The organism is Flavobacterium sp., assembly GCF_024305175.1.
Lineage (GTDB): Bacteria > Bacteroidota > Bacteroidia > Flavobacteriales > Flavobacteriaceae > Flavobacterium.
In genome coordinates this window covers 19,604-44,033 of the sequence record NZ_JAMWYY010000001.1, presented here as the reverse complement: position 1 = coordinate 44,033, position 24,430 = coordinate 19,604, and the positions used below count along the sequence as shown (strand labels likewise).

The following is a 24,430-nucleotide window of genomic DNA, read 5'->3' as shown; positions in this document are numbered from 1 at the left end:
TTTTTTTGTTTTGTTTTTGTTACATTTATAATATGTTAACAATTAACCAAACAATTATTTTATGGATTCAATTATGATTTATGTGCCGGCCATACTGGCCATACTGGGTCTCCTCTTCATGGCTGTAAAGAGGTACTGGGTGCTGAAGCAGGATGCCGGGGATGGCAAGATGAAAGAAATTTCAGATTACATTTACGAAGGTGCGCTTGCTTTTCTTAAAGCCGAATACAAATTATTAACCATTTTTGTAATTGTAGCAAGTATAGCGCTTGCCGTAATTGCATACATTGTACCCACTACCGACTGGCTTATTATACTGGCCTTTGTTTTTGGTGCCATCTTCTCGGCGCTTGCCGGTAACATGGGTATGAAAATTGCCACCAAAAGTAATGTGCGCACCACTCAGGCAGCGCGCACCAGCCTGCCACAGGCATTAAAGGTGTCTTTTGGCGGCGGTACGGTTATGGGGCTCGGCGTTGCCGGTCTTGCCGTACTGGGGCTTACTGCTTTTTTCATTTTTTTCTTTCACTATTTTATGAATGGCCAGTGGGCATCTGCCATGTATGGCGGTGAAACCCGCACACCACAGGAACTAATGACTATTGTACTGGAAACGCTTGCAGGCTTTTCGCTTGGTGCGGAGTCTATAGCGCTTTTTGCACGTGTGGGTGGCGGTATATATACTAAGGCAGCCGACGTGGGTGCCGACCTTGTTGGTAAGGTAGAGGCAGGAATCCCTGAAGATGACCCGCGTAACCCCGCAACCATTGCAGATAATGTGGGTGATAACGTGGGCGACGTAGCCGGTATGGGCGCCGACCTTTTCGGTTCTTATGTGGCAACGGTACTTGCCGCTATGGTACTGGGTAATTATGTGCTTAGGGATATTACCCTTGCCAACCCGGGCTTTACCGATGCGTTTGGTGGTATAGGTCCTATACTCTTGCCAATGGCTATTGCCGGTTTTGGTATATTGTTTTCTATTATTGGCACAATGCTGGTAAAAATTAGCAGTAACGATGCTAAAGAGGCACAGGTGCAGGGCGCCCTTAACAGAGGCAACTGGGTATCTATAGTGCTTGTGGCGGTTTCCTGCTACTTTTTGGTAGATTATATGCTGCCCGAAACCATGAGGATGGACTTTTATGGTGAGGAAGCTAAAGATATATCTTCTATGAGGGTGTTTTATGCCACCCTGATAGGTTTAATTGTAGGTGGTGTTATATCTTCGGTTACAGAATATTATACTGGGCTTGGTAAAAAGCCTGTGCTTGCCATAGTACAAAAATCGAGTACAGGTGCGGGCACTAATATTATTGCCGGCCTTGCTACGGGTATGGTTTCTACATTCCCTACTGTGCTGCTGTTTGCAGGCGCAATATGGGCATCCTACGCCTTTGCAGGCTTTTATGGCGTGGCGCTTGCCGCTTCGGCTATGATGGCTACTACTGCCATGCAGCTTGCTATTGATGCCTTTGGCCCAATATCGGATAACGCAGGCGGTATTGCCGAAATGAGCGAACTGCCTAAAGAAGTACGTACACGTACTGATATATTAGACTCTGTTGGTAACACAACGGCAGCTACAGGTAAAGGCTTTGCCATTGCTTCTGCGGCGTTAACATCGCTGGCGCTGTTTGCGGCCTACGTAACGTTTACAGGTATAGATGGTATCAACATCTTCCGTGCGCCTGTGCTTGCCATGCTGTTTGTGGGCGGTATGGTGCCTGTAGTGTTCTCGGCGTTAGCCATGAACTCGGTAGGCAAGGCCGCAATGGATATGGTATATGAAGTGCGCAGGCAGTTCCGCGAAATTGCCGGAATTATGGAAGGTACAGCCAAGCCGGAGTATGGCAGGTGTGTAGAAATTTCTACTAAGGCCGCCTTGCGCGAAATGATGCTGCCGGGATTGCTTACCATAGGTATGCCTATTGCCATAGTACTTCTCGGGATGCTGATTTACCCGGATAATAACCAGATGGTTGCCGAAATGCTTGGTGGCTATATGGCGGGTGTAACGGTTAGCGGTGTGCTTTGGGCAGTGTTCCAGAACAATGCCGGTGGCGCGTGGGACAACGCCAAAAAATCTTTTGAGGCGGGTGTAATGATTAACGGCGAAATGACCTTTAAAGGCTCTGACGCGCACAAGGCAGCGGTAACAGGCGATACGGTGGGCGACCCGTTCAAGGATACCTCCGGGCCGAGTATGAACATCCTGATTAAACTTACATGCCTTATAGGGCTTGTTATAGCACCCATACTGGGCGGGCATGAAGCAGGCGAGGGCTTAAACCCGGCAACTGCTACCTTTATAGAGCAACCCATACTAACAGGGCAGGAAAGCCGTGAGGAAGTTACCATAGAAAAGCAACGGAATGATGATGGTACCATGACGGCGACTGTTATTGTTTCTACCGTAAGCGAAAAAGAAACGGTTAGCACCCAGCGCGAAACTTTTAGCGGTACCGAGGATGAGGTTAACCAACGCATAGAAGAATGGCGCAGCAGCAGGAGATAATTTTGCTGTAGTTTTTAATAGTAAAGTAAACCCCTCCACTAGGAGGGGTTTGTTTTTTATTCCATTTCGACCGAAGCGGAGAAATCTATTCAATAATTATGATTTTGAAGCTAAAATATAAGATAGTATTTATAATATTTTTACCTATCAATTAGTAGAATATTTATGTTTGTAAAATAATTTTACCATATGAAAACGATATTAATATTATTATGCTTTTTGATTATTTCATGTGGAGTTTCCTCTATTCCATATAAAAAAGAATTATATTTCGAGCCTGATTTAGAATTACTTATGATTCGTGAGGTAGGCGATAAAATTATTGAAAGTGGCGAACGGGGATTTAAGACTGCATATAAAATTATTAATATGAGTAAAGATTTAAGAATTTCAAATATTAGCTTTCCTTATAAAGAAGGAGACGTACTTCCCATTTCTGAAATTACGACAAATTACTATCTATATCATAATAATACAAAACTAATATTTAATAACATCGCATATATAGTTGGTCTCGCAGAAAATAAGAAAGATGGAAGTATAAAGCTTTTCATTAATTCTATTAATGGTTTTGAGGTAAAACACGTCGATGATTTAAAATTAGAAAAGTATAATTATTACATTGATGGATGCAATAATTGCTTTAGAAATGAAATTGTTTATAGTGGTAAATCAGGTAACACTATAAAATTTATGTATAGGGAATATATAGATGATTTAGCACGTCCTTCTTTTTTTCAGGAACTTCAATATGATTTAACTGAAAATAATATTATAGGCTTCAGAGGATCACGAATAGAAATCCAGAAGGTCACAAATACGCAAATTGAATATAGAATCTTAAAACATTTTAATTAACTTATTTGATGCTTAAATAAGTACTTTATGTGCTAAAACAACCCGTTCAGTTCAGCGTTAATGCTGTTAATGATAGTTCCTAAATCTTCGGGGTTATCTACAAAGTCCAGTTTATCTACATCTATAATTAAAAGCTTGCCTTTATCATAACCCTGTACCCAGGCTTCATAGCGCTCGTTAAGCCTGCTCAGGTAGTCTATAGATATAGAGTTTTCATAATCCCTGCCGCGTTTGTGTATCTGCTTTACCAGGTTGGGTATAGAGCTGCGCAGGTATATCAGCAGGTCGGGTGCCGCAACAAAGCTCTCCATAAGCTCAAACAACGATTTGTAGTTGTTATAGTCGCGGTTGGTCATTAATCCCATAGCGTGCAGGTTGGGCGCAAAAATATGCGAATCTTCATATATTGTCCTGTCCTGTATAATGTTCTTGCCGCTCTCGCGTATTTGCAATATCTGGTTAAAGCGGCTGTTTAAAAAGTATATCTGCAGGTTAAACGACCAGCGCTCCATCTGGTGGTAAAAGTCATCCAGGTAAGGGTTGTCAACCACATCTTCATAGTGGGGCTCCCATTTAAAGTGTTTTGCCAATAATCCTGTTAACGTGGTTTTCCCGGCGCCAATGTTTCCGGCTACAGCTATATGCATTATTCAGGTAGTGTTATATTATATTCAGTTATGTGTGTGCCTGTAAAAATAGTCAAAATTTGTGCGGTGTAAAAAAAGTCGGTAATGGTTTTTTCAACCGTGCCAACCTTTTGCAGGCTGTTTTCCCCGAAGCTGTACAGGTACAGGGCATTGCCCTTTTGTAATATAACCTGTGTGGCGCTAACGGGCTGCATGCGGTCAAACTCCGGCAATGTGCCAATGTGGGTAACCTTCCCGAAAAGGTTTACAGCATAAAAGTTAAGGCTGTCATCTGCCCAGTAAAAATAGTTGTAATCGCTGTAGTAGGTTTTAAGTTGCTGGTTAAACGGCGGCGTAACGCTTTTAAAGGTGCGTGCTGCGGGATCATAAAGGCCTGCCTGCTGGGTGTTCATGTCATATAGCCATAGCCTGTTCTGCGATGCCAGCCCAACGGCTTCGGCTACTATAGGCAACTGGCGGTTTTGCGGTACAATTTCATTAAAATCGAAACGTGCCGTTTCATTTAGCTGATTATCCAGCATTACAACCGTATTGAACTTTTTATAAAACAGTACTATCTGTAACGGGTTCTGCAAATCTACCCTGTAAATAGTGCCCAAAGAAACTGCTTTGTAGCGCACTATTACCCCATCCTTCTGTTTCCTGAATTCATTATTGGCGATAGTGTAATGCCAGCCGAACTGGTCGCGCCCCGCATAGCGGTCGGCTGCTGCTTCGTTATCGGTAAGCAGCTTTACAGGAACGCTGAGCTCCTGCGCATCTGCACCCGTAAAGACAAATAAGATTAATAAAAAAAGCTTTTTCATTACTGTAAAAATAGTTTTTAATTAAATACAGAACACTGTAAAACTATTGTTTGTTTTAGCTGCATTATTTATAGTGTTTACCGCATTTATTTAATTAAGGGAGTGCAAATGTTTAGCTTCACCAAAACTTTAAGAGTAAATTTTGTAACAACATGGGTGTAAAATAGTCTAAAGGGCATATATAATATTTAAAGCATGAAAAATTTATCACTATTACTTATACTATTTTTAGCTGCTGTGAACCTTAATGCACAGGATTTTCAGGGTATGGCGGTATATGAGTCTAAAACAAGTGCTGGCGACCAGATGGCAAAGCTGGACGAAAACAAAGAGATTACCCCCGAAATGAGGACGATGATAGAGGCACAGATGAAGAAAATGTTCGAAAAGACATTTGTGCTCAACTTTAATCGCACCGAGTCGATATACAAAGAAGAAGAAAAGCTGGATGCCCCCGGTTCTAACCCTGCATTTAAAATGATGTCGTCTATGATGGGCGGCGGCGGTGTGCAGTATAAAAATATTAAGGAAAAAGTATCCTTGCAGGAAAAAGATATTTTCGGGAAAGAATTCCTGGTTACCGATACGCTGCCGAAGATACAATGGAAAATGCTGAACGAAACTAAAAAAATAGGGGACTACACCTGCTATAAGGCTACTGCCGAGGTGCCTGTTGACAGGAGCAACATGATGAACTACAAACCCAAAAAAGGGGCAGAGGAAGCCATGAAAGAAAAGAGCGAGGAGGAGCTAAAGAAGACTAACTTTATGGATATGGTAGAGATGCCCGACACTAAAACAATTACTGCATGGTATGCTCCTGAAATACCCGTTAGCCAGGGGCCTGAAAATTACTGGGGCCTGCCGGGGCTTATATTGGAGGTTTCGGATGATAAGACTACAATACTGTGCAGCAAGATAGTTTTAAATGTAAAGGAGAAGGCAGAGATTAAAAAACCTACTAAGGGTGAAAAGGTAAGCCCGCAGGAGTTTGCCGACCTGATGGTAAAAAAGATACAGCAGATGCAGGAAATGTATGGTGGTGGCCGGGGCGGCGGCATTAGAATAGGCGGCTAAACAAATACATGCATACATACCAATAAACAAACCAATGAAATCATTATTAATTGTTTTAGCTTTATTATTTTCTGTCAATTTTTATTCTCAAAACATACGTGTGCAGGGTGTGCTTAAAGACTCTACAGGCGTAGGGCTCGAAATGGCAAATGTTATGGCGGTGGAAAAGGCTACCGGTAATATGGAGTCTTATGCCATAACCAACGAGGCGGGTAAATTTCAGCTTGCGCTTAAGGTAAATACTACTTACCTGCTAAAAGCAAGTTTTATAGGGTATACCCCTTTTGAGGAAGAGCTTACTACGGGTACGGCCGATATCAATAAAGATATTACCCTACAACAGGGCATACAGATGAAAGAGCTTGAAATTGTGCATGAAATGCCGGTAACGATAAAGGGCGATACTATTGTATATAACTCCGATTCGTTTACAAACGGCTCTGAGCGTAAGCTGGAGGACGTATTGAAGAAACTGCCCGGGGTAGAGGTTAACGAAGACGGCGAAATAGAGGTAGAAGGTAAGAAGGTGAGCAAGCTGATGGTAGAGGGCAAAGACTTTTTTGATGGCGATACCAAGCTTGGGGTTAAAAATATTCCGGCTGACGCCGTTAGCAAAGTTGAGGTACTGCGTAATTATAATGAGATAGGACAGCTTCGCGGAGTGCAGAATAATGAAGATAATGTTGCCATGAACATAAAGCTGAAGGATGGCAAGAAGAACTTCTGGTTTGGAGATATGAGTGCGGGTGCCAGTATAGGCGAAGGCGAGCGCTATATTGTAGCCCCAAAAGTATTTTACTACAGCCCCAAATACAGCCTTAACATTATCGGTAATATCAACAATACGGGCGAACTGCCGCTTACAGCGCAGGACTATTTTAAATTTACCGGCGGTTTCAGGAATTTTATGAAGCGTGGCGGCACCTCTTTTAATATCAGTTCTAACGACATAGGCATTTCATTACTGCGTAATAACAGGGCAAAGGAGATAGAAACAAAATTCGGGGCGGCAAACTTTAGCTACAATCCCAGCAAGAGCTGGACAATTAGCGGCTTTGGTATTATTAATTCATCGCTCACGGATATGGAAACTGTTAGCCGCAACACACTGCTAAACCCGTTGACAGGTGAGCCTGAAACAATACAGGACACCCGCGAAACTGCAGAGCAGCGAAATGATTTTGCACTCTTCAAGCTAAGTTCAAGCTACAAACCTAATGCAAACTTTCAGTTGGATTATGATGCTTTCCTTAAAACCTCAGACCAAAAGGAGATGAACGAGTTACTTACAACTGTAACTCCTGAAACAGAGCAGAGCCAGGATATTTATACTGACAAAAGGCAAAATCCTTTTTCATTTAACCAGAATGCTAACATTTATTATACGCTGAACGAACGGAACATATTTGCTTTTGAGGCACAGCACCTGTATCAGGATGAAGACCCGTTGTATAATGCCAATCTTGCTCAAAATCCATTTCCCTCTGTATCAGGATCAGATTTAAACCTCGGCCTTTTGCCTGCCGGGCGTTACGACCTTTCTCAAAAACGGTTTGTGACTACAAATAAAACAGATGCCAAGCTCGATTATTACTATATGGTAACAGATAAAAGCAGCGTTAATATAACATTTGGCAACACTTTTTCATACCAGAATTTTAATTCGGATATGTTCCAGATACTTGATAACGGCGATGTGAATGAAATGGATGCAAGTACCAAAAACGATGTAAGTTTTGTATTTAATGATGCTTTCGTTGGCGTGCACTATCGCTTTATAAAGGGTAAGTTTGAGCTTAACCCGGGCGTGAGTTTTCATGCCTACAGCATGAAAAATGATCAGGCAGGCACTACTGTAAATAATAATTTTTTCAGGGTATTGCCCGATATTTTTGCACAATACCAGATTCGTAAAATGGAAAGGCTTATTTATAATTACTCCATGACAAACCAGTTTACAGATGTTGCCAACTTTGCACGCGGTTATATACTTAACAGCTACCAGTCATTGTTCAGGGGTAACCCCGATCTTGAAAGCTCGTTGTACCAAAACCACAGCCTTAGCTACTTCCGTTATGATATGTTCAACTTTACACAGATTTACGGTAGTATCACGTATACCAAGCAGATGGATGCCGTTAAAAGCATAGCTGCATTTGATGGTGTCAACCAGGTGAGTACTGTGGAGAATTCGCCTTTTGCAGATGAAACTTTTACGGCCTATGCCGGATACAACCGTAATTTTGCCCGCTTTTATAAGGTGTCTTTAGACGCTTCTGTAACATGGAGCAAGTTTAATAACTTCCGTTTTGATTCCGAATTCTCTGGTACCGATGCAACTTTTGATAATTCTGTAAGGCAGGTAAACGAGCAGGTAAGCCATAGCTATGAAGCAAGCCTAAGTACTAATTACAGGAAAATACCCAATATAGAAGTAGGTTTTGAATACACCCTTAATGATTATGCCGATAATAAATTTTATAATCACAGGCCCTTTGCCAATATCAATTATTTTTTCTGGAATGCTTTTACTGTAAAAGCTCAATATGATTATACCCATTATTACAACAGCGACAGGACATCTGATAACGAATATGATTTTTTAAGTGCCGAAATCATGTATCGTAAGAAAGACAGCCATTGGGAGTTTAAGGTTGGTGGTACTAACCTTTTAAATACTACATCGCTTAACGATGACAGCTTTAACCAGTTCTCTACCTATACGTCAAGATACAGGGTACAGCCGCGTTACCTGTTGCTTACCATACGCTATGACCTTTAACATTATTGACTTTCTGAATGTTATAAAAAAGTTAAATAAAGTTAAATATTAGATTAACACACTGTTAATGCATTCTAATCTATATATTTGCCCGCGTAAACAAAAAAATTAAACCCACATGAAAAAGTTTTTTTATTCAGCTATTGTAGCTGCTTCGTTAATGGTTTCTTGTTCTGATGACGATTCTTCAGACAACAACAACTCAGACGGCTTTTCTAACAACCCTGTATCAGGAGTTGTTTACAATGAAGATTTTGATTTTGGCGGTGGTACGGCAACCCCAATCACTCTTAATGATGTAGAGAGCCTTAACATCGACCTTAGCGAAAGTGATATTACATGTGATGATACTAATGAGCAACCGATTTGGATAACAGTTCCGGCAGCGGTAGGTTCTTACAGCAGGCAGGATGGCGAAGTAACAGTACAGTTCAGGGATGTGAACGGTGACAGCTTTGAAGGCTCGCTTGATGCTGAAGTTGAAATTACAGAAATGACCGAAACAACTGTTAAAGGCAGGATAATGGCCGGAGGTTTTGATGAAACCGAAAACAGCATAAACGGTACTTTTGAAGTAACATATTGCCCGCTTTAATCGTTAAAGTTTAAATGCATAATAAAAAAAGCCCCATCAACTGATGGGGCTTTTTTTATTTCAAGAAGTATTATAACCCGAAAGCCTCTTTTACTTTTTCTACATAATCCAGCTTCTCCCAGGTAAACAACTCAACCTCTACTGTTTTTTCTTCACCGTTTGGTGCGGTAAAGGTTTTTGTAACGGTCTGCGGCTTTCGGCCCATATGTCCATAGGCAGCCGTTTCGCTGTAAATTGGCTTACGCAGCTTTAGGCGCTGCTCTATAAAGTAAGGGCGCATATCAAAAAGCTGTTCTACTTTTTTAGCAATTTCACCATCTGTAAGGTTAACTTTGGCAGTGCCATAGGTGTTTATATAAATACCCATAGGCTTAGCCACACCAATAGCATAAGATACCTGTACCAATATTTCGTCGGCTATGCCTGCTGCAACAAGGTTTTTGGCAATGTGGCGGGTAGCATAAGCCGCGCTGCGGTCAACCTTGCTCGGGTCTTTACCAGAAAACGCCCCACCACCGTGAGCACCTTTACCACCATAGGTATCTACTATAATTTTTCTGCCGGTAAGGCCAGTATCGCCATGCGGGCCGCCAATAACAAATTTACCGGTAGGGTTTATGTGGTAGTTAATTTTATCATTAAACAGGTGTGCATATTGCGGGTTGTTATTTATAACACGCGGTATAAGTACCTCTTTAATGTCTTTGTCTATCCGGGCAAGCATGGTTGCTTCATCGGCAAAATCATCGTGCTGGGTAGAAATAACAATGGCATCTATGCGCACCGGCTTGTTATTGTTATCATATTCCAGCGTAACCTGGCTCTTGGCATCGGGGCGCAGGTACGTAATTTCTTTGCTTTCGCGGCGCAGGGCTGCCAGTTCCTGTAACAGCTTGTGCGAAAGGTTTAGCGCAAGCGGCATATAATCTTCGGTTTCGTTGGTGGCATAGCCAAACATCATACCCTGGTCGCCCGCACCCTGTTCTTCCTTGCTTTGGCGGTCAACCCCCTGGTTTATGTCCTGAGATTGTTCGTGTATTGCCGAAAGCACCCCGCAGGAATTAGCCTCAAACATATATTCGCTCTTGGTATAGCCAATTTTCCTGATAACATCACGTGCTATCTGCTGTACATCAAGATAAATTTTAGATTTTACCTCGCCTGCCAGTATTACCTGTCCGGTAGTTACAAGCGTTTCGCAGGCTACTTTACTTTCCGGGTCAAATGCCAGGAAATTATCAATAAGTGCATCCGATATCTGGTCAGCAATTTTATCAGGATGCCCTTCGCTCACTGATTCTGACGTAAATAAATATGCCATAGTATAAATAAATGTTTTGGGGAGAAAAGATTGCGCAGCATTACGCTAAAGGGGAGATATATCCTGCTTTAGCATTTTTTATTGAGGTTGCAATCAGTACAAATCTTTCCTCTGTGTTTACGGTGCAAATGTATGAAAGGTATTTGGAATATGAAAAATATGCAGGCCGATTTAAGAAACGTACTTAAAACAGATGTATTATATTTGACGGATACCAACTTTAAAATATGACAAGTTTTAAATACTTCTGCCGACTATTCCCTTTATTACTGGTTCCTGTTACAATGGCAAGCCAGATTCGAACTTCCCTTTCGCTTGAGGGATATGGAAGAGTAGATATAGATTTGTTCGGTAAAGTAAAAGAGGTTAAGGTTGAAGTTCACCGAAAGCCCGGCGGACCTATGGAGAGCAGAACCTATCTTTTTGATGAACACGGAGAACCCCTTGATATTTTAGAAACCACACAGGGACTAAATCCTTTTAGAATGAGCCTTGAAGGAAAAAAGTATCACTATATTTTTAAAAATGGAAAGTTATTATCTGTTCTTAATGTGGGTAAGTATAAAGATGGTGAGGTTTTTTCGTATGACTCTTCCGGAAACAGGATTCTTGAAAAGCATTATATGTCGGGTATTTTGGTTAAAGAAATCATTTCGGGTTATTACGCATCCGGCAGGATTAAAAGTGTAATTGAGTACTTGTATGGTGGTTTTAGCGACTATGACGAAGAAACTGAAAAGGATAAAGATAACTATAGGAATGAGTCAAAAGAATATAGTTATGACGATGCAGGTAATCTTATTTTAGTATATACAAAAAATTACAGGAAGAGTTTTAGAGAAGAAGAAATATTCAGGTACGACAGCCGGAATAATTTGGTGGAGGAAGGTCGTTGTTACATACCCAAAGAGCAGGATACTTGCAATTATCGCGGGCTTTTTGGATACATTTATAACGATAAAAACCAACTCATAAAAAAATTCGACTTAGCTCAGTTTTCTCCTCATAATACTGACCAAATTTATGTTTATGATGAAAAAGGTAATAAAACAGAATCCATAGGTTATTATCTTTATCCAGAGAATGAACCTGAATTAGGTTACCATTTTAAATATGAATATGATGAATATGGCAATATAACAAAAGATGTTGAAGTTGTAGGTAAATATAGAAGTTTAGGTTTTGAAAGGTACAAAACGGAGGTTACTAAATACGATGAACATCAGAATATTGTACTCAAAAAATACCTCACCGAAAATGGAGACCCGGTTAAAATTGAAACATTTGAATATCGTTATGATAAAAAGGGAAACTGGATTAAAAGCGAGCACAGAGAAGGAAAAAATTACAAAGATTTAAAGGTAACAGAGGTTACTAAGCGAAGAATAAAATATTATTAGATGAGTTCCGATAGATGGAGGTAAAATGTTAAAATTAAAAATTTATCTTGTTTTGTATTGAAATAGTTCGGAAGTTTGTTACAACAAAATACGATTACAAAAATGAAACGTAATATTCGCCAGTACTTCTGTCATACAATGTGGACTATATCCGCAGGGGGAAGTATTGTCTTGTAGTACGTATCAGCAAGCATATAATACAAAGCCCCCTGCACAAAGCAGGGGGCTTTTTTATTAAGATTACTATATAAATTAAGATGAACACATTTTTCGCACATAACGCTACTTACCGCTGCCATAATACTTGTATTACATGGATGCAGCAGCAGTATATACCGTTACCAAAGCGAACAAATTAATTTTAGTATATAATTTAAGGTTCGGCCCCTTTTGGTAACACATCCAAAAGGGGCTTTTTTAATTTTTAATCATCAGTTAATACCAATAGTTATGAATGCAACACCCATAAATGTACTTGGCTACACCAGCAACAGCAGGCAGTTTGTAGTAAAAACGCTTAACACCGATTTAAGGATGAACCAAAATGCCCAATACCCCGAACTTGACGGGCCCAACCCCTACGAGTACCTGCTTGCAGGCTTTGCAGGGTGCATAAACGCACTTGGGCAGCAGGTGGCAAAAGAACAGGGCATACCGCTGCGTTCGCTGCAAATAGAAATTACAGGTAACCTTAACGAAGCGCCTGCAAGCAGGCAAAAGCCGGGCTTCAGTAAAATTGAGATCAAGCTGAAACCCGCGGCAGCCGTTTCTCAGGAAATCCTTCAAAAATGGATTGCCGAGGTACAGCAGCGCAGTCCTGCCTACAATATGCTGGTTAACAATACTCCGGTAGAACTTGTGCTGCACAGGGAGTATGCCTACGTGTAAATTAGATAAGATTAGTTGTTCATAAGTTGTTTTTTGTTTGTTTGTTTTATTTCTGAAGGGCTGCCACCCGGCAGCCTTTCTTTTTAATTAGTAAAGATCATGACACAAAGGATAAATATAGTACTGTTTGGTATAGGTAATGCCGGCAGCGCCCTGATTAATAAAGTAGTAAAGAACAGGAAAGACCTTGTGCTGGAGCGCAGGCTCGACATAAGGTTTCCCATAATAACCAACAGCACCGTGGCTTTTTATGAAAAAGAGGGCGTTAACTACTCATGGGAAGCCAATTTTATACAATTCGGCATACCGTTTAAAATGGATGATGTACTCAACTTTATAAAAGCCTACAGCATGGAAAACCTGATAACCATAGATGCTACAGCAAGCCAAGACCTGCCGGGGGAATATCTTGATTTGCTAAGAAACGGTTTCAGCATTATATCGGTTAATGAAAAGCTTGAGACTCTGCCGGAAAGCTTTAGCAAAGGTGTAAAATTCCTGGCCGACAGCCGCGGGCTTGAATATATTGTACTGCCACAACAGCCGGGAGGCAAGAAAGCAATAGCGGAGAAGTTGTTTGAGAGTGTTATCAGTATTGCGGAGAAAGAGAAAGTTATCTGACTATAATATTATCCTGCATTTCTTTATTTATAAAATTTGTTCGATAAAATTTTATTCCATTAATTTGCAGTGTTCTTATACACACTGATTATGTTATCATGAAAGGCGGAGGGAATAGACCCGGTGAAGCCTTAGCAACCCTTTAATCTTTAAAGAAGGTGCTACATTCTACCACAGTAAATGCGGATAGATAACACAAGCAATATTGCCATCGGTAATATTGCTGCCCCACTTTTTTTGATGACATAACGGTTCTGTAAGATTTGAAGTGCCGATAGGGAACTTTAAACATTAAACTTTGAACTAATATTCTTATGTCAGAAATAGAAAAGGCTTTGCAAAACCGCATACTGGTGCTTGATGGCGCTATGGGCACCATGCTGCAACGCTACAAATTTACCGAAGAAGATTTTCGCGGCGGGCGCTTTAAAGATTTCCCTTATCCGCTTAAAGGCAATAACGACTTGCTGTCGCTCACGCAGCCGCACGCCATAAAAGAAATACACCGGCTGTATTTTGAAGCCGGCGCCGATATTGCAGAAACCAACACCTTTAGTAGCACGACCATAGGCATGGCCGATTACCACATGGAACACCTGGCATATGAGCTCAATTATGAGTCGGCGCGCCTTGCCCGCGAAGTAGCCGATGCATTTACCGCTGCCAACCCCCAAAAGCCCCGCTTTGTGGCAGGCGCTATTGGCCCAACTAACCGTACCGCGAGCATGAGCCCCGATGTAAACGACCCGGGCTTCCGCGCCATTACATTTGATGAACTGGTTACAGCCTACAAAGAGCAGGTAAGGGCACTGATAGATGGTGGCGTAGATGTACTTTTGGTAGAAACCATTTTTGATACCCTAAATGCCAAAGCCGCCCTTTTTGCCATTGAAGAAGTAAAGGAAGAGTTGGGTAAAAATACCCCAATTATGGTAAGCGGTACCATAACCGACGCATCGGGAAGAACGCTTTCAGGGCAAACCGTTGAAGCATTCCTTATATCAATATCTCATATCCCGTTGTTAAGTATCGGTTTTAACTGTGCACTGGGCGCCGATCAGCTAAAGCCTTACCTTAAAAGGCTGGCATTAAATACCACGCTAAACATTTCGGCACACCCCAACGCAGGGTTGCCCAATGCTTTTGGCGAGTATGACCAGACACCCGAGCAGATGCAACAGCTTATTAAGGAATATCTTAATGATAACCTTGTAAATATCATTGGCGGTTGTTGCGGTACCACACCGGAGCATATAAGGCTTATTGCGGAAGCAGTCAGTCAGTCAACCCCCAAAGCCCCCCCCGCCCCGCCGCGGCGGGGAGCTTCTACAAGCTTGGATAAGATAGTCCCTCCTTTGGAGGGGTTGGGGAGGCAGGATACTGGGTTAAAACTTTCCGGCCTTGAACCGTTGTTTTTACCTTATCGTCCCTATAGTAAAACTCCCACTTCGGGGGACGGGGGGCTTGCATTTATCAACATAGGCGAGCGTACCAACGTTACCGGTTCGCGTAAGTTTTTGCGCCTTATACGCGAAGAAAAATATGAGGAGGCGCTTGAAGTGGCACGCGCACAGGTAGATGGCGGGGCGCAGATTATTGATGTTAATATGGACGAAGGGATGCTGGACGGCGTTCAGGCAATGACTATCTTTCTGAACCTTATCGCCTCTGAACCCGATATTGCCCGTGTGCCGGTAATGATAGACAGCTCTAAATGGGAAATTATAGAAGCAGGGTTAAAGGTAACGCAGGGTAAAAGCGTAGTAAACTCTATCAGCCTTAAAGAGGGACAGGAAGTATTTATAAGCCATGCTAAAAAGGTAAAGCGTTATGGTGCCGCTGTAATTGTTATGGCGTTTGACGAACAAGGCCAGGCCGATACTTACCAAAGGCGTATTGATATCTGCAAACGCAGTTATGACATACTGGTAAACAAAGTTGGCTTTCCGCCGCAGGATATTATTTTCGACCCGAATATATTTCCGGTAGCAACCGGTATGGAGGAACACCGCAAAAATGCCGTTGATTTTTTCAGCGCTGCAAAATGGATAAGGCAAAACCTGCCCTATGCCCATGTTAGCGGTGGTGTAAGCAACGTGTCGTTTTCCTTTCGCGGTAACGACAGGGTAAGAGAGGCCATGCATTCGGCTTTCCTGTACCACGCCATTCAGCATGGTATGGATATGGGTATTGTAAACCCCGAAATGCTTGAGGTTTATGATGCGATAGATAAACAGCTTTTAGAATATGTAGAAGATGTATTGCTGGACAGGCGCGATGATGCTACCGAGAGGCTGCTTGCCTATGCAGAAGAAATAAGAGATTCCGGCACAACAGGTACAGCTAAAGCGGGAGTAGAAGCCGAATGGCGCACGTTTCCGGTGCAGGAAAGGCTTACTCATGCCCTCGTTAAAGGCATAGATGAATTTATACAACAGGATGTGGAGGAAGCACGATTACAAGCTGCAAAGCCCATTGAAGTAATAGAGGTTAACCTGATGGCGGGCATGAATGTTGTGGGCGACCTTTTTGGAAGCGGTAAAATGTTCCTGCCACAAGTAGTAAAATCGGCAAGGGTGATGAAGAAAGCTGTAGCTTATTTGCTGCCTTTTATAAATCAAGCCCAGAGCCCCCCCGCCCCGAAAGGGGGAGCTAAAGAAAACTCAAATCAAACCCCTCCTTTGGAAACTCCCCCTTTGGGGGCGGGGGGGGCTGGCAAAATCCTCATGGCTACTGTGAAAGGAGATGTTCATGATATCGGCAAGAATATAGTATCGGTTGTGCTGGCCTGTAATAACTTCGAGATTATAGACTTGGGCGTTATGGTACCGCCCGAAAAGATTATAGAAACCGCTGTAAAAGAAAAAGTGGATATTATAGGGCTTAGTGGCCTGATAACGCCATCGCTGGACGAAATGGTGTACCTGGCCAAAGAAATGGATAAGCTCAACATCAGCATACCGATGATGATAGGAGGGGCAACAACATCGCGTGCACACACTGCGGTTAAAATTGCCCCTGAATACCGAGAAACGGTTGTACATGTAAACGATGCCTCGCGTGCTGTTACTGTGGCAGGAAACCTGCTTAATAAAGCAACAAGGCAGGAGTATGCCAGGGCACTAAAGGCAGAATATAATGAGTTACGCGAGGGCTATCTGGGCCGTAGCCGCGAAAAAGAGTATCTTACTATAGAACAGGCAAGGGCAAACAAATTGCAGTTAAACTGGGATAACTATACACCTGCTACACCGAATTTTATTGGTGTTGCAACTATTAACCCTGCGGTTGCCGACCTTGTTCCATATATCGACTGGACGCCTTTTTTCCGCACGTGGGACTTACACGGTAAATATCCTGCAATACTTAAAGATGAGATTGTAGGCGTGCAGGCACAATCCCTTTATGAAGATGCTCGGCAAATGCTGGACAAAATTGTAAAGGAGAAATGGCTTAAAGCAAAAGGGGTATATGGTATTTTTCCGGCCAATCAGGTAAATGATGATGATATTGAGGTAGGCCTCCCCAACCCCTCCAAAGGAGGGGCTTATGTAGCTCCCCATTTGGGGGCTGGGGGGCTTTCGGAGACTGGGGAGGCCTTAAGGCTTTTAACCCTGCGCCAGCAATCAGTAAAAACAAAGGGCGCGCCTAATCTTGCATTAGCCGATTTTATTGCGCCAAAAGAAAGTGGCAAGCAGGATTATGTAGGTATGTTTTGCGTTACTACAGGGTTTGGTGCAGATGAAAAGGCAGGCGAATATGAAAAAGCGCATGATGATTATAATGCTATTATGGTTAAAGCGCTTGCCGACCGCCTTGCCGAAGCCTTTGCCGAATACCTGCATGAAAAAGTGCGGAAGGAAATATGGGGTTATTCCAAAGGTGAAAACCTTAGCAACGAAGACCTTATAAAAGAAGAATATAAAGGTATACGCCCGGCGCCCGGCTATCCTGCCTGTCCTGACCATTTGGAAAAGAAGACCATCTGGAAGTTGCTGGATGCCGAACAGAATACAGGGGTAAAACTGACGGAAAGCCTTGCCATGTGGCCGGCAGCATCGGTTTCGGGTTATTACTTTGCAAATCCTGAAAGCAGGTATTTCGGACTTGGCAAAATTAAGGAAGACCAGGTAACAGATTATGCCGCCCGCAGGGGAATCACCACAGAAGAAGCAAAAAAATGGCTGGGACCGAATATTGCCGATTAGAGATTGAGGTTAAAAGTTATTAGTTAAGAGAGAATTTATACTATTAACCATTAACGAATAACATATAGCAAGACGAATGAAAGTAACAGAACATATAGAAAGAGCAAACGGGAAAGCCTTATTTTCCTTTGAGATATTGCCGCCGCTAAAGGGGCAGAACATACAGTGTATTTTTGACAGCATAGACCCATTGATGGAGTTCAACCCTCCGTTTATAGATGTTACCTATCACCGTGAGGAATATGAATATAAAGAGCTGCCAAGCGGCCTGCTCGAAAAGCGCGTGGTTAAAAAACGCCCGGGTACAGTGGGTATTTGTGCAGCTATACAAAACAGGTATAAAGTAGATGCTATTCCGCATATACTGTGCGGAGGCTTTACCAAAGAGGATACCGAAAACTTTTTAATAGACCTTGACTTTTTGGGCATTCAAAATGTGCTGGCGCTTAGGGGTGATGCCGTTAAAAGTGAAATATACTTTAAGCCGGAAAAAGAAGGCCACCAATATGCAAGCGAACTGGTTACGCAAATTGATAATCTTAATAAAGGGATTTACCTTGATGATCATTTACAGAATACCTCTGCTACCAATTTTTGCATTGGGGTGGCGGGTTATCCGGAAAAGCATATGGAAGCGCCAAGCCTTGACAGCGATATTTATTTCCTGAAGCAGAAAATAAAGAACGGGGCAACCTATATTGTTACTCAAATGTTTTTTGATAATAAAAAATTCTTTGAATTTGTTGCAAAATGCAGGAAAGAAGGTATTACTGTGCCCATAATACCCGGCTTAAAGCCAATATCTACAAAAAAACAACTCAACCAGATACCGCACCGCTTTAAGGTAGATTTACCCGATGAGCTTATTATGGATGTGGTACGCGCCAAAGATAATGATGCGGTAAAACAGGTAGGTATAGAGTGGTGCATCAGCCAGAGCAAAGAACTTATAGCAGAGGGCATACCTGTATTGCATTATTATTCTATGGGTAAATCAGATAATATCAGGGCAGTGGCTAAAGCTGTATTTTAACTTTATCATTAGGCTGCTATGTTAAAATTGCTATTTTTGGGCAAATTTAACTAATGAGAAAAAAAATAGCGCTTGTTAGCATAGTTGTGGCCATCATAGGTTTAACTATCGATATTATTTTGGCACGTGGTGCAGTAGGAGGGCTTTATATTAACCTGATGGGTGTAAATATCCCTGATATTATTTTCGGGTTTAGCGGCCTTAACTACATAAATGTATTTTTTAATATGCTGTTGCTTACAGGCGGCATCCTGCTTTTAAAAAACGGCAAAGAAAAACGGCTTATACGTTATGTTTTTTCATTGGTATTATTTTCTAAAGTACTGTGGCTTTTAATAATATTTATAGCGCTGATTATCGAGATTTTTAAAGGCTTTGATGCCCAATATATCTGGTTTATACTTTTAGCTGTAGTTGCCTATTCTGCCTGGGGCGCTCTTGCCTATTTTATACTAAGGTATTTTCAAAAAGAAGTACCGTTAGAGGTTGTAATAAAAAATGATTTTGATTCGCTTGTACAAGCATCAAAATGGAAAAGGGTTGTTAACAGGCTTGCCGATTTTACAATCATGGTGCTTTTACTGTTTCCCTATCTCAAAGAACTTGTTTTTTCAGGTTTTATGCGTTCGTTTACAAGAGAACCCGGTGGAGAGGTAGTGGCGCAAATTATATTAATACTCTTTATAGCGGTACTGCAAGTGCTGTACTATTTTACTTTTGAACTTGTATTTCAGGCTACACCCGGTAAAATGTTAACCGGTACAAGGGTGATAACATCAGATGGTGGCAAACCATCTGTTAAGCAGTTGTTTATAAGAAGTACAACCCGTTTAGTGCCTTTTGAAGCATTTTCTGTTTTCGGGAATCTCTGGCACGACAGCTGGTCTGATACCTATGTTGTAAATGAAAAACGGGAAGGAGTAAGCGGAGCAGCCTATTTTCTTATATTCCCAATATATGCTGTGCTTGCCGGGGGTATTTATGCAGGCCTTGAAGCCTACCGGACGATGCAGTACAAAAAGCGAAATATGGAAATATTTGAGCATAATAAAGAGGTACTTATGTCAGGTCTCGATAAGCTTACAGATAAATATTTCATAACGCTTAGTGAAGGATTTACTGAAGAACAATCATTTCTTAAAGTTGAAAGGATTGACGGTGACAGTATTACTTTTATCTATATTGATGCTAATGACAGCTTTAACAATTACAGTACCGACCAGTATGAAGTTGAAAGGTTTTATTCTGCTAAAAAAGACAGCCTGCCCCAATTTACAATCTCTAAAAAACAGCTTAAGGCTGCCATAGATACAGAATATAAGGAGGATGATATATACAGCAATAATAAAGGCAAACCAATATTAAACAACGGCAGGAATTATGTAGTTTCTGATATTTCGGAATGGTTTGGTGCAGCACTTAAACTGGACGCAATTGATATTTATGAAAGAGAAGAAGGGCAGAATATTAGCATATCGGTTTATAACATAGGTTATCCTGCAGTAATAGAAAAGGTTATTGATAATACAGATTCCGGGATAAACTGGGAAGAAAATTACCCGATAGAACTTTCAACTTCAATATCATACGGCAATTTGTCCTTTATATCCGGAACAGGCGAAGATATTGAGAAGGTTGATGTAAACGTCTTTGTAAAAGATTCTGCTAACAGCGTAAGGATATATAACCTGAAGAGTGACGACCCTGAAAACGGTGCCGGAGTGCTGAAAAGGATAAAATAATGCAAAAGCTATATCGGATATTCCTGTTATTCCCTTTTTTCCTTTTTGCACAGTCGGCGCCACAGGGCGGCTATGTTGCCGAAGCAAACTATTTCTATGGTAACATCATTCCGCACCGCAAGTCCATACAGCATCTTATAACAGGGCATCCGGAAGGGGTTATCATCAGCTTTAGCCGTAAAACATTCGGCAGGGAAGAATGGGAGCGTACCTACAATTATCCTGACTATGGCTTTTCGTTTCATTATGAAGACATGAAGAACGAAAGCCTGGGCAAAATGTACGGGCTTTACGGGCATTACAGTTTTTACTTCTTTAACAGGCAACTGATGTTCCGGATAGGGCAGGGACTGGCTTACAATACCAACCCGTATGACAGGGAAACCAATTTCAGGAATTATGCCTATGGCGCCCATTTAATGCCCAGTACTTATTTTATGCTTAATTACAGCAAACAGGATATCTGGCAGGGGCTTGGTGTACAGGCAGGACTGTCTTTTATTCACCATAGTAATGCCAGCATGAAAGCGCCTAATACCAGTACCAATACATTAGCGGTAAACGCGGGGCTTACCTATACATTCAATAGAAAAGAAGATAACATTTACACACCTCGCCTGGCTGAGAGCACTGATTACAGCCAGCCTGTAAAATATAATATTGCCTTCAGGGGCGGTTGGAATGAAAGTGATGTTATCGGAAGCGGACAAAATCCGTATTATGCATTATCTGTTTATGTCGATAAGCGCATCAGCCGCAAAAGTGCCTTTCAGCTTGGCGCAGATGTTTTTTGGCCTAAATATCTTGAAGAATATATAAAATTTAAATCGGTTGCCTATCCTGAAGAGAATGTAGATGCCGATACCGATTACCGGAAGGTAGGTGTTTTTGCAGGTTATGAACTTTTTATCAATAATTTATCGGTAGAAGGGCAGGCCGGCCTGTACATTTACGAACCCTTTAACTCTACAGGAAGCCTGTACCAAAGGGTGGGAATGAAGTATTATTTTGCAGAAAAAGTTTTCGGCGCAATATCATTAAAAACGCATGGTGCCAAGGCTGAAGTACTGGAATTTGGAATAGGGGTAAGATTATGAAACAGGTATATTTTATAATTGTAATTATAGGCCTGCTGCTTTTAGGCTGTAACAGCGAAAACGCTCCGGAATGCTTTCGCGCTGCAGGGGATGAGGTTATGTATGATATTCCGGCTGCCGAATTTAACGCGATACATATTTCTCCGGGAATAGAGCTTGTAATAAAACAGGAAGCAGTGCAAAAAGTTACGGTACATACAGGTGCCAACCTTAAAGAGTTTATTTCTGCCGAAGTTAAAGATGGTACTTTGTTTATTACCAACAGCAATAACTGCAACTGGACAAGAGATTATAACACTACAACTGTATATGTAACCACACCTGTTTTGGCGCGTATATATTCTGCGTCGCAATTTGCAGTAAAGTCAGATGGGGTACTTACTTACCCGGCTTTAGCATTGCAGTCGGGTTTAAATAGCGAAACTGCTTCGGGGACGTTCGAACTAAATGTTGATATGCAACAACTGTCGATAGAAGATAACCAGTCCTGTTATTATAATATTACAGGTAACACCGAAGAACTTTCTGTTAGTTTTTATTCAGGTGATGCCCGTTTTAACGGAGCAGGCCTTATTGCACAAAAAGTATGGGTTTTTCACCGCAGCTCTAATGATGTTATAGTTAATCCGCAGCAGGAAGTTAAGGGTACACTATACTCAACAGGAAACCTTATTTTAAAAAACCGCCCACCGGTAGAAGCGATAGAACGTCTATATACCGGGCGTGTTATCTACAATTAGTCCTGCCCTTCGTCTTTGGTCATTTCCCTGAAAATAGCTTCGAGGCTTTTGTTCTTCTGGTTTAGCTTCAGCGTTTTTAAGCCGTTGTCGTGAGCAAAATCAAATATGGCAGGGCGCATATCTTTGTCGGTAGAAAAGCTAAGCAGCCAGTTAAAATCATGGGTATTACGGTACTCTTTCAGGTTCGGAATCTGCTGTATAAGCTGTTCCTCCACGCGGTAGTCAAATTCAACCTCAATAACCTGCTCTTTACTCTCGGTAAGGTTGGTAATCTTGCGGTCGGCAGCAATTTTCCCTTTGTTAATAATAATTACCCTGTCGCAAATGGCTTCTACCTCCTGCATAATATGGGTTGAAAGAAAAACCGTTTTATTCCTCCCAATATTTTTTATCAGTTCGCGTATTTCGGCAAGCTGGTTCGGGTCAAGTCCCGTTGTGGGTTCATCCAGTATCAGCACTTCAGGGTCATGCAGCAGCGCGGCGGCAAGCCCCACACGCTGGCGGTATCCTTTAGATAGCTGCCCTATTTTTTTATTGGCTTCGGGTGTAAGCCCGGTAAGGTTTATTACTTCTTCTATCCTAGCCTTAGCCACTTTATACACATCTGCATTAAAGGCAAGGTACTCGCGCACATACAGGTCAAGGTACAGAGGGTTATGCTCCGGCAGGTAACCAACAGATTTTTGCACGCCTTTAGGATTTTGTACTACGTCCTGCCCGTTTACAATAGCAGTGCCCCCGTCTGCGGCTAAATAGGTGGTGAGTATTTTCATCAGGGTAGATTTACCTGCACCGTTCGGCCCCAGGAAGCCTACAATCTCACCTTTGCTTACCTTAAACGAAACACCATCAAGCGCCTTTTGCGTCCCGTAGCTTTTTGTAATATCCTGTACCTCTATCGACATGGTTTTATGGCATTAGTTTTGAACAAAAGTAGTAAGAATTAGCTAATTTTGCATTATACTCACGAAGATGGAAAACTACAGCGGAACAAAACAATGGCTTGATGCATTAGGGCTTTCCCACCCATTGGTAATAGCAGGGCCATGCAGCGCCGAAACCGAAGAGCAGGTGCTGGATATTGCAAGGCAGCTAAAAGACAGTGATGTAAGTATATACCGTGCCGGGATATGGAAGCCGCGCACCCGCCCCGGAGGGTTTGAAGGTGTTGGCGCTATAGGGCTTGAGTGGCTGCAAAAGGCAAAGGCCGAAACAGGGCTTATGATGGCTGTTGAGGTAGCAAACGCCAACCATGTTAAGCTGGCGCTGCAACACGATATAGATGTGTTGTGGATAGGCGCACGTACTACGGTTAACCCGTTTGCCGTTCAGGAAATTGCCGATGCACTTGAAGGTACAGATAAAATAGTACTAATAAAAAACCCAGTTAACCCGGATCTTGCCTTGTGGCTTGGTGGTGTAGAGCGTATTTATAATGCGGGAATTACCAAACTGGGCGTTGTGCACAGGGGGTTTTCTACCTACGAGAAAACAAAATACCGCAACATACCTGAGTGGCAGATACCCATAGAGCTGCACGGGCGTTACCCTGACTTGCCCATTATTTGTGACCCATCGCACATTACCGGGCGCAGGGACATGATACAGCAGGTATCTCAGCAGGCGCTTGACCTGAATTATGACGGGCTTATGATTGAAACCCATAATAACCCCGATAAGGCATGGAGCGATGCAGCACAACAGGTAACTCCGCAGGTACTTAAAGAAATTCTGAAAAGCCTTGTGCTGCGCAAAAAATCGGATGATACAGATGAGTTTAACATGCAGCTTAATAACTACAGGCTGCGCATGGATGAATATGACACAAAAATGCTGGAAGCGCTTGGCCGCCGCATGCAGATAGCCGAAGACATTGGTGCGCTAAAAAAAGCTAACAATGTGGTTGTGCTGCAAAACAAGCGCTGGCAGGAAGTTAAAGAACGTATGATGGCAATGGGCACAGAAAAGGGATTGAGCGAAGATTTTATTAACCTGCTTTTTAAAGCCATACACCAGGAAAGCATCAGCCATCAGGAAAAGATAATAAACAGCGGTAATGAGTAACGATTGTCTTTTAACACAGCTATGGGTTAAACT

General features: G+C 42.1%; 18 protein-coding genes and 1 riboswitch. Of the genes, 14 read left to right on the top strand and 4 right to left on the bottom strand.

Features of this window, described 5'->3' with window-relative positions; genetic code table 11:
* The first annotated feature begins 61 nt into the window (after positions 1 to 61).
* A complete protein-coding gene (locus Q0K96_RS00180; RefSeq protein ID WP_297332020.1) occupies positions 62 to 2,518 on the top strand; it encodes a sodium-translocating pyrophosphatase in 2,457 nt (818 codons plus the stop codon).
* A gap of 189 nt (positions 2,519 to 2,707) precedes the next feature.
* Positions 2,708 to 3,376 carry a hypothetical protein gene (locus tag Q0K96_RS00175; protein ID WP_297332019.1) on the top strand — a complete coding sequence of 223 codons (669 nt, stop codon included), beginning with the start codon at positions 2,708 to 2,710 and terminating at the stop codon, positions 3,374 to 3,376.
* Positions 3,377 to 3,408: 32 nt separating this feature from the next.
* On the opposite strand, the gene Q0K96_RS00170 is transcribed toward Q0K96_RS00175, so the two are convergent.
* Entirely contained in the window at positions 3,409 to 4,023 is a 615-nt protein-coding gene (locus tag Q0K96_RS00170; RefSeq protein WP_297332018.1) for a deoxynucleoside kinase, read from the bottom strand.
* Positions 4,023 to 4,829 carry a hypothetical protein gene (locus Q0K96_RS00165; RefSeq protein WP_297332017.1) on the bottom strand — a complete coding sequence of 269 codons (807 nt, stop codon included), beginning with the start codon at positions 4,827 to 4,829 and terminating at the stop codon, positions 4,023 to 4,025. Before Q0K96_RS00165 ends, Q0K96_RS00170 begins: the two co-directional genes overlap by 1 nt.
* 195 nt (positions 4,830 to 5,024) lie before the next feature.
* Here Q0K96_RS00165 and Q0K96_RS00160 point away from each other — a divergent pair, with 195 nt between their 5' ends.
* From Q0K96_RS00160 to Q0K96_RS00150, 3 genes are all read left to right on the top strand, one after another.
* Entirely contained in the window at positions 5,025 to 5,906 is an 882-nt protein-coding gene (locus Q0K96_RS00160; RefSeq protein ID WP_297332016.1) for a GLPGLI family protein, read from the top strand.
* A 34-nt stretch (positions 5,907 to 5,940) separates the two neighbouring features.
* Positions 5,941 to 8,688 (top strand): TonB-dependent receptor, encoded by a 2,748-nt coding sequence (locus Q0K96_RS00155; RefSeq protein WP_297332015.1) that lies wholly within the window; start codon positions 5,941 to 5,943, stop codon positions 8,686 to 8,688.
* Between the two features lie 118 nt (positions 8,689 to 8,806).
* The gene (locus Q0K96_RS00150) at positions 8,807 to 9,283 is read left to right on the top strand and encodes a hypothetical protein (RefSeq protein WP_297332014.1); all 477 of its coding nucleotides are present in this window, start codon (positions 8,807 to 8,809) and stop codon (positions 9,281 to 9,283) included.
* 70 nt (positions 9,284 to 9,353) lie between these two features.
* Here the strand turns inward: Q0K96_RS00150 and metK are convergent, their stop codons facing one another.
* Positions 9,354 to 10,604, bottom strand: a complete 1,251-nt coding sequence (gene metK / locus Q0K96_RS00145) for a methionine adenosyltransferase (protein WP_297332013.1) — start codon at positions 10,602 to 10,604, stop codon at positions 9,354 to 9,356.
* Positions 10,605 to 10,831: 227 nt separating this feature from the next.
* Here metK and Q0K96_RS00140 point away from each other — a divergent pair, with 227 nt between their 5' ends.
* The 8 genes from Q0K96_RS00140 to Q0K96_RS00105 all read left to right on the top strand — a co-directional run bounded on the left by Q0K96_RS00140 (position 10,832) and on the right by Q0K96_RS00105 (position 22,333).
* Complete coding sequence (locus Q0K96_RS00140; RefSeq protein WP_297332012.1) at positions 10,832 to 12,004, top strand: hypothetical protein; 1,173 nt, start codon at positions 10,832 to 10,834, stop codon at positions 12,002 to 12,004.
* Between the two features lie 450 nt (positions 12,005 to 12,454).
* On the top strand, positions 12,455 to 12,892 hold the full coding sequence (locus Q0K96_RS00135) for an OsmC family protein (RefSeq protein WP_297332011.1): 438 nt from the start codon (positions 12,455 to 12,457) through the stop codon (positions 12,890 to 12,892).
* 99 nt (positions 12,893 to 12,991) lie between these two features.
* Positions 12,992 to 13,513, top strand: a complete 522-nt coding sequence (locus tag Q0K96_RS00130; protein ID WP_297332010.1) for a hypothetical protein — start codon at positions 12,992 to 12,994, stop codon at positions 13,511 to 13,513.
* Positions 13,514 to 13,603: 90 nt separating this feature from the next.
* Positions 13,604 to 13,710: riboswitch (SAM riboswitch) on the top strand.
* Positions 13,711 to 13,827: 117 nt separating this feature from the next.
* Positions 13,828 to 17,721, top strand: a complete 3,894-nt coding sequence (metH, locus tag Q0K96_RS00125; RefSeq protein WP_297332009.1) for a methionine synthase — start codon at positions 13,828 to 13,830, stop codon at positions 17,719 to 17,721.
* A gap of 76 nt (positions 17,722 to 17,797) precedes the next feature.
* Positions 17,798 to 18,754, top strand: a complete 957-nt coding sequence (metF, locus tag Q0K96_RS00120; RefSeq protein WP_297332008.1) for a methylenetetrahydrofolate reductase [NAD(P)H] — start codon at positions 17,798 to 17,800, stop codon at positions 18,752 to 18,754.
* Positions 18,755 to 18,807: 53 nt separating this feature from the next.
* On the top strand, positions 18,808 to 20,496 hold the full coding sequence (locus tag Q0K96_RS00115; protein ID WP_297332007.1) for an RDD family protein: 1,689 nt from the start codon (positions 18,808 to 18,810) through the stop codon (positions 20,494 to 20,496).
* Positions 20,496 to 21,593, top strand: a complete 1,098-nt coding sequence (locus Q0K96_RS00110; RefSeq protein WP_297332006.1) for an acyloxyacyl hydrolase — start codon at positions 20,496 to 20,498, stop codon at positions 21,591 to 21,593. The genes Q0K96_RS00115 and Q0K96_RS00110 overlap by 1 nt, the downstream gene beginning before the upstream one ends.
* Positions 21,590 to 22,333: a head GIN domain-containing protein gene (locus tag Q0K96_RS00105; protein ID WP_297332005.1), complete on the top strand. Its 744-nt coding sequence runs from the start codon at positions 21,590 to 21,592 to the stop codon at positions 22,331 to 22,333. The genes Q0K96_RS00110 and Q0K96_RS00105 overlap by 4 nt, the downstream gene beginning before the upstream one ends.
* Here the strand turns inward: Q0K96_RS00105 and gldA are convergent.
* Positions 22,330 to 23,238, bottom strand: a complete 909-nt coding sequence (gene gldA / locus Q0K96_RS00100) for a gliding motility-associated ABC transporter ATP-binding subunit GldA (RefSeq protein ID WP_297332004.1) — start codon at positions 23,236 to 23,238, stop codon at positions 22,330 to 22,332. The genes Q0K96_RS00105 and gldA overlap by 4 nt on opposite strands.
* Before the next feature lie 67 nt (positions 23,239 to 23,305).
* On the opposite strand from gldA, the gene Q0K96_RS00095 reads away from it, so the two are divergent.
* The gene (locus Q0K96_RS00095) at positions 23,306 to 24,397 is read left to right on the top strand and encodes a bifunctional 3-deoxy-7-phosphoheptulonate synthase/chorismate mutase type II (RefSeq protein ID WP_297332003.1); all 1,092 of its coding nucleotides are present in this window, start codon (positions 23,306 to 23,308) and stop codon (positions 24,395 to 24,397) included.
* Positions 24,398 to 24,430 lie beyond the last annotated feature (33 nt).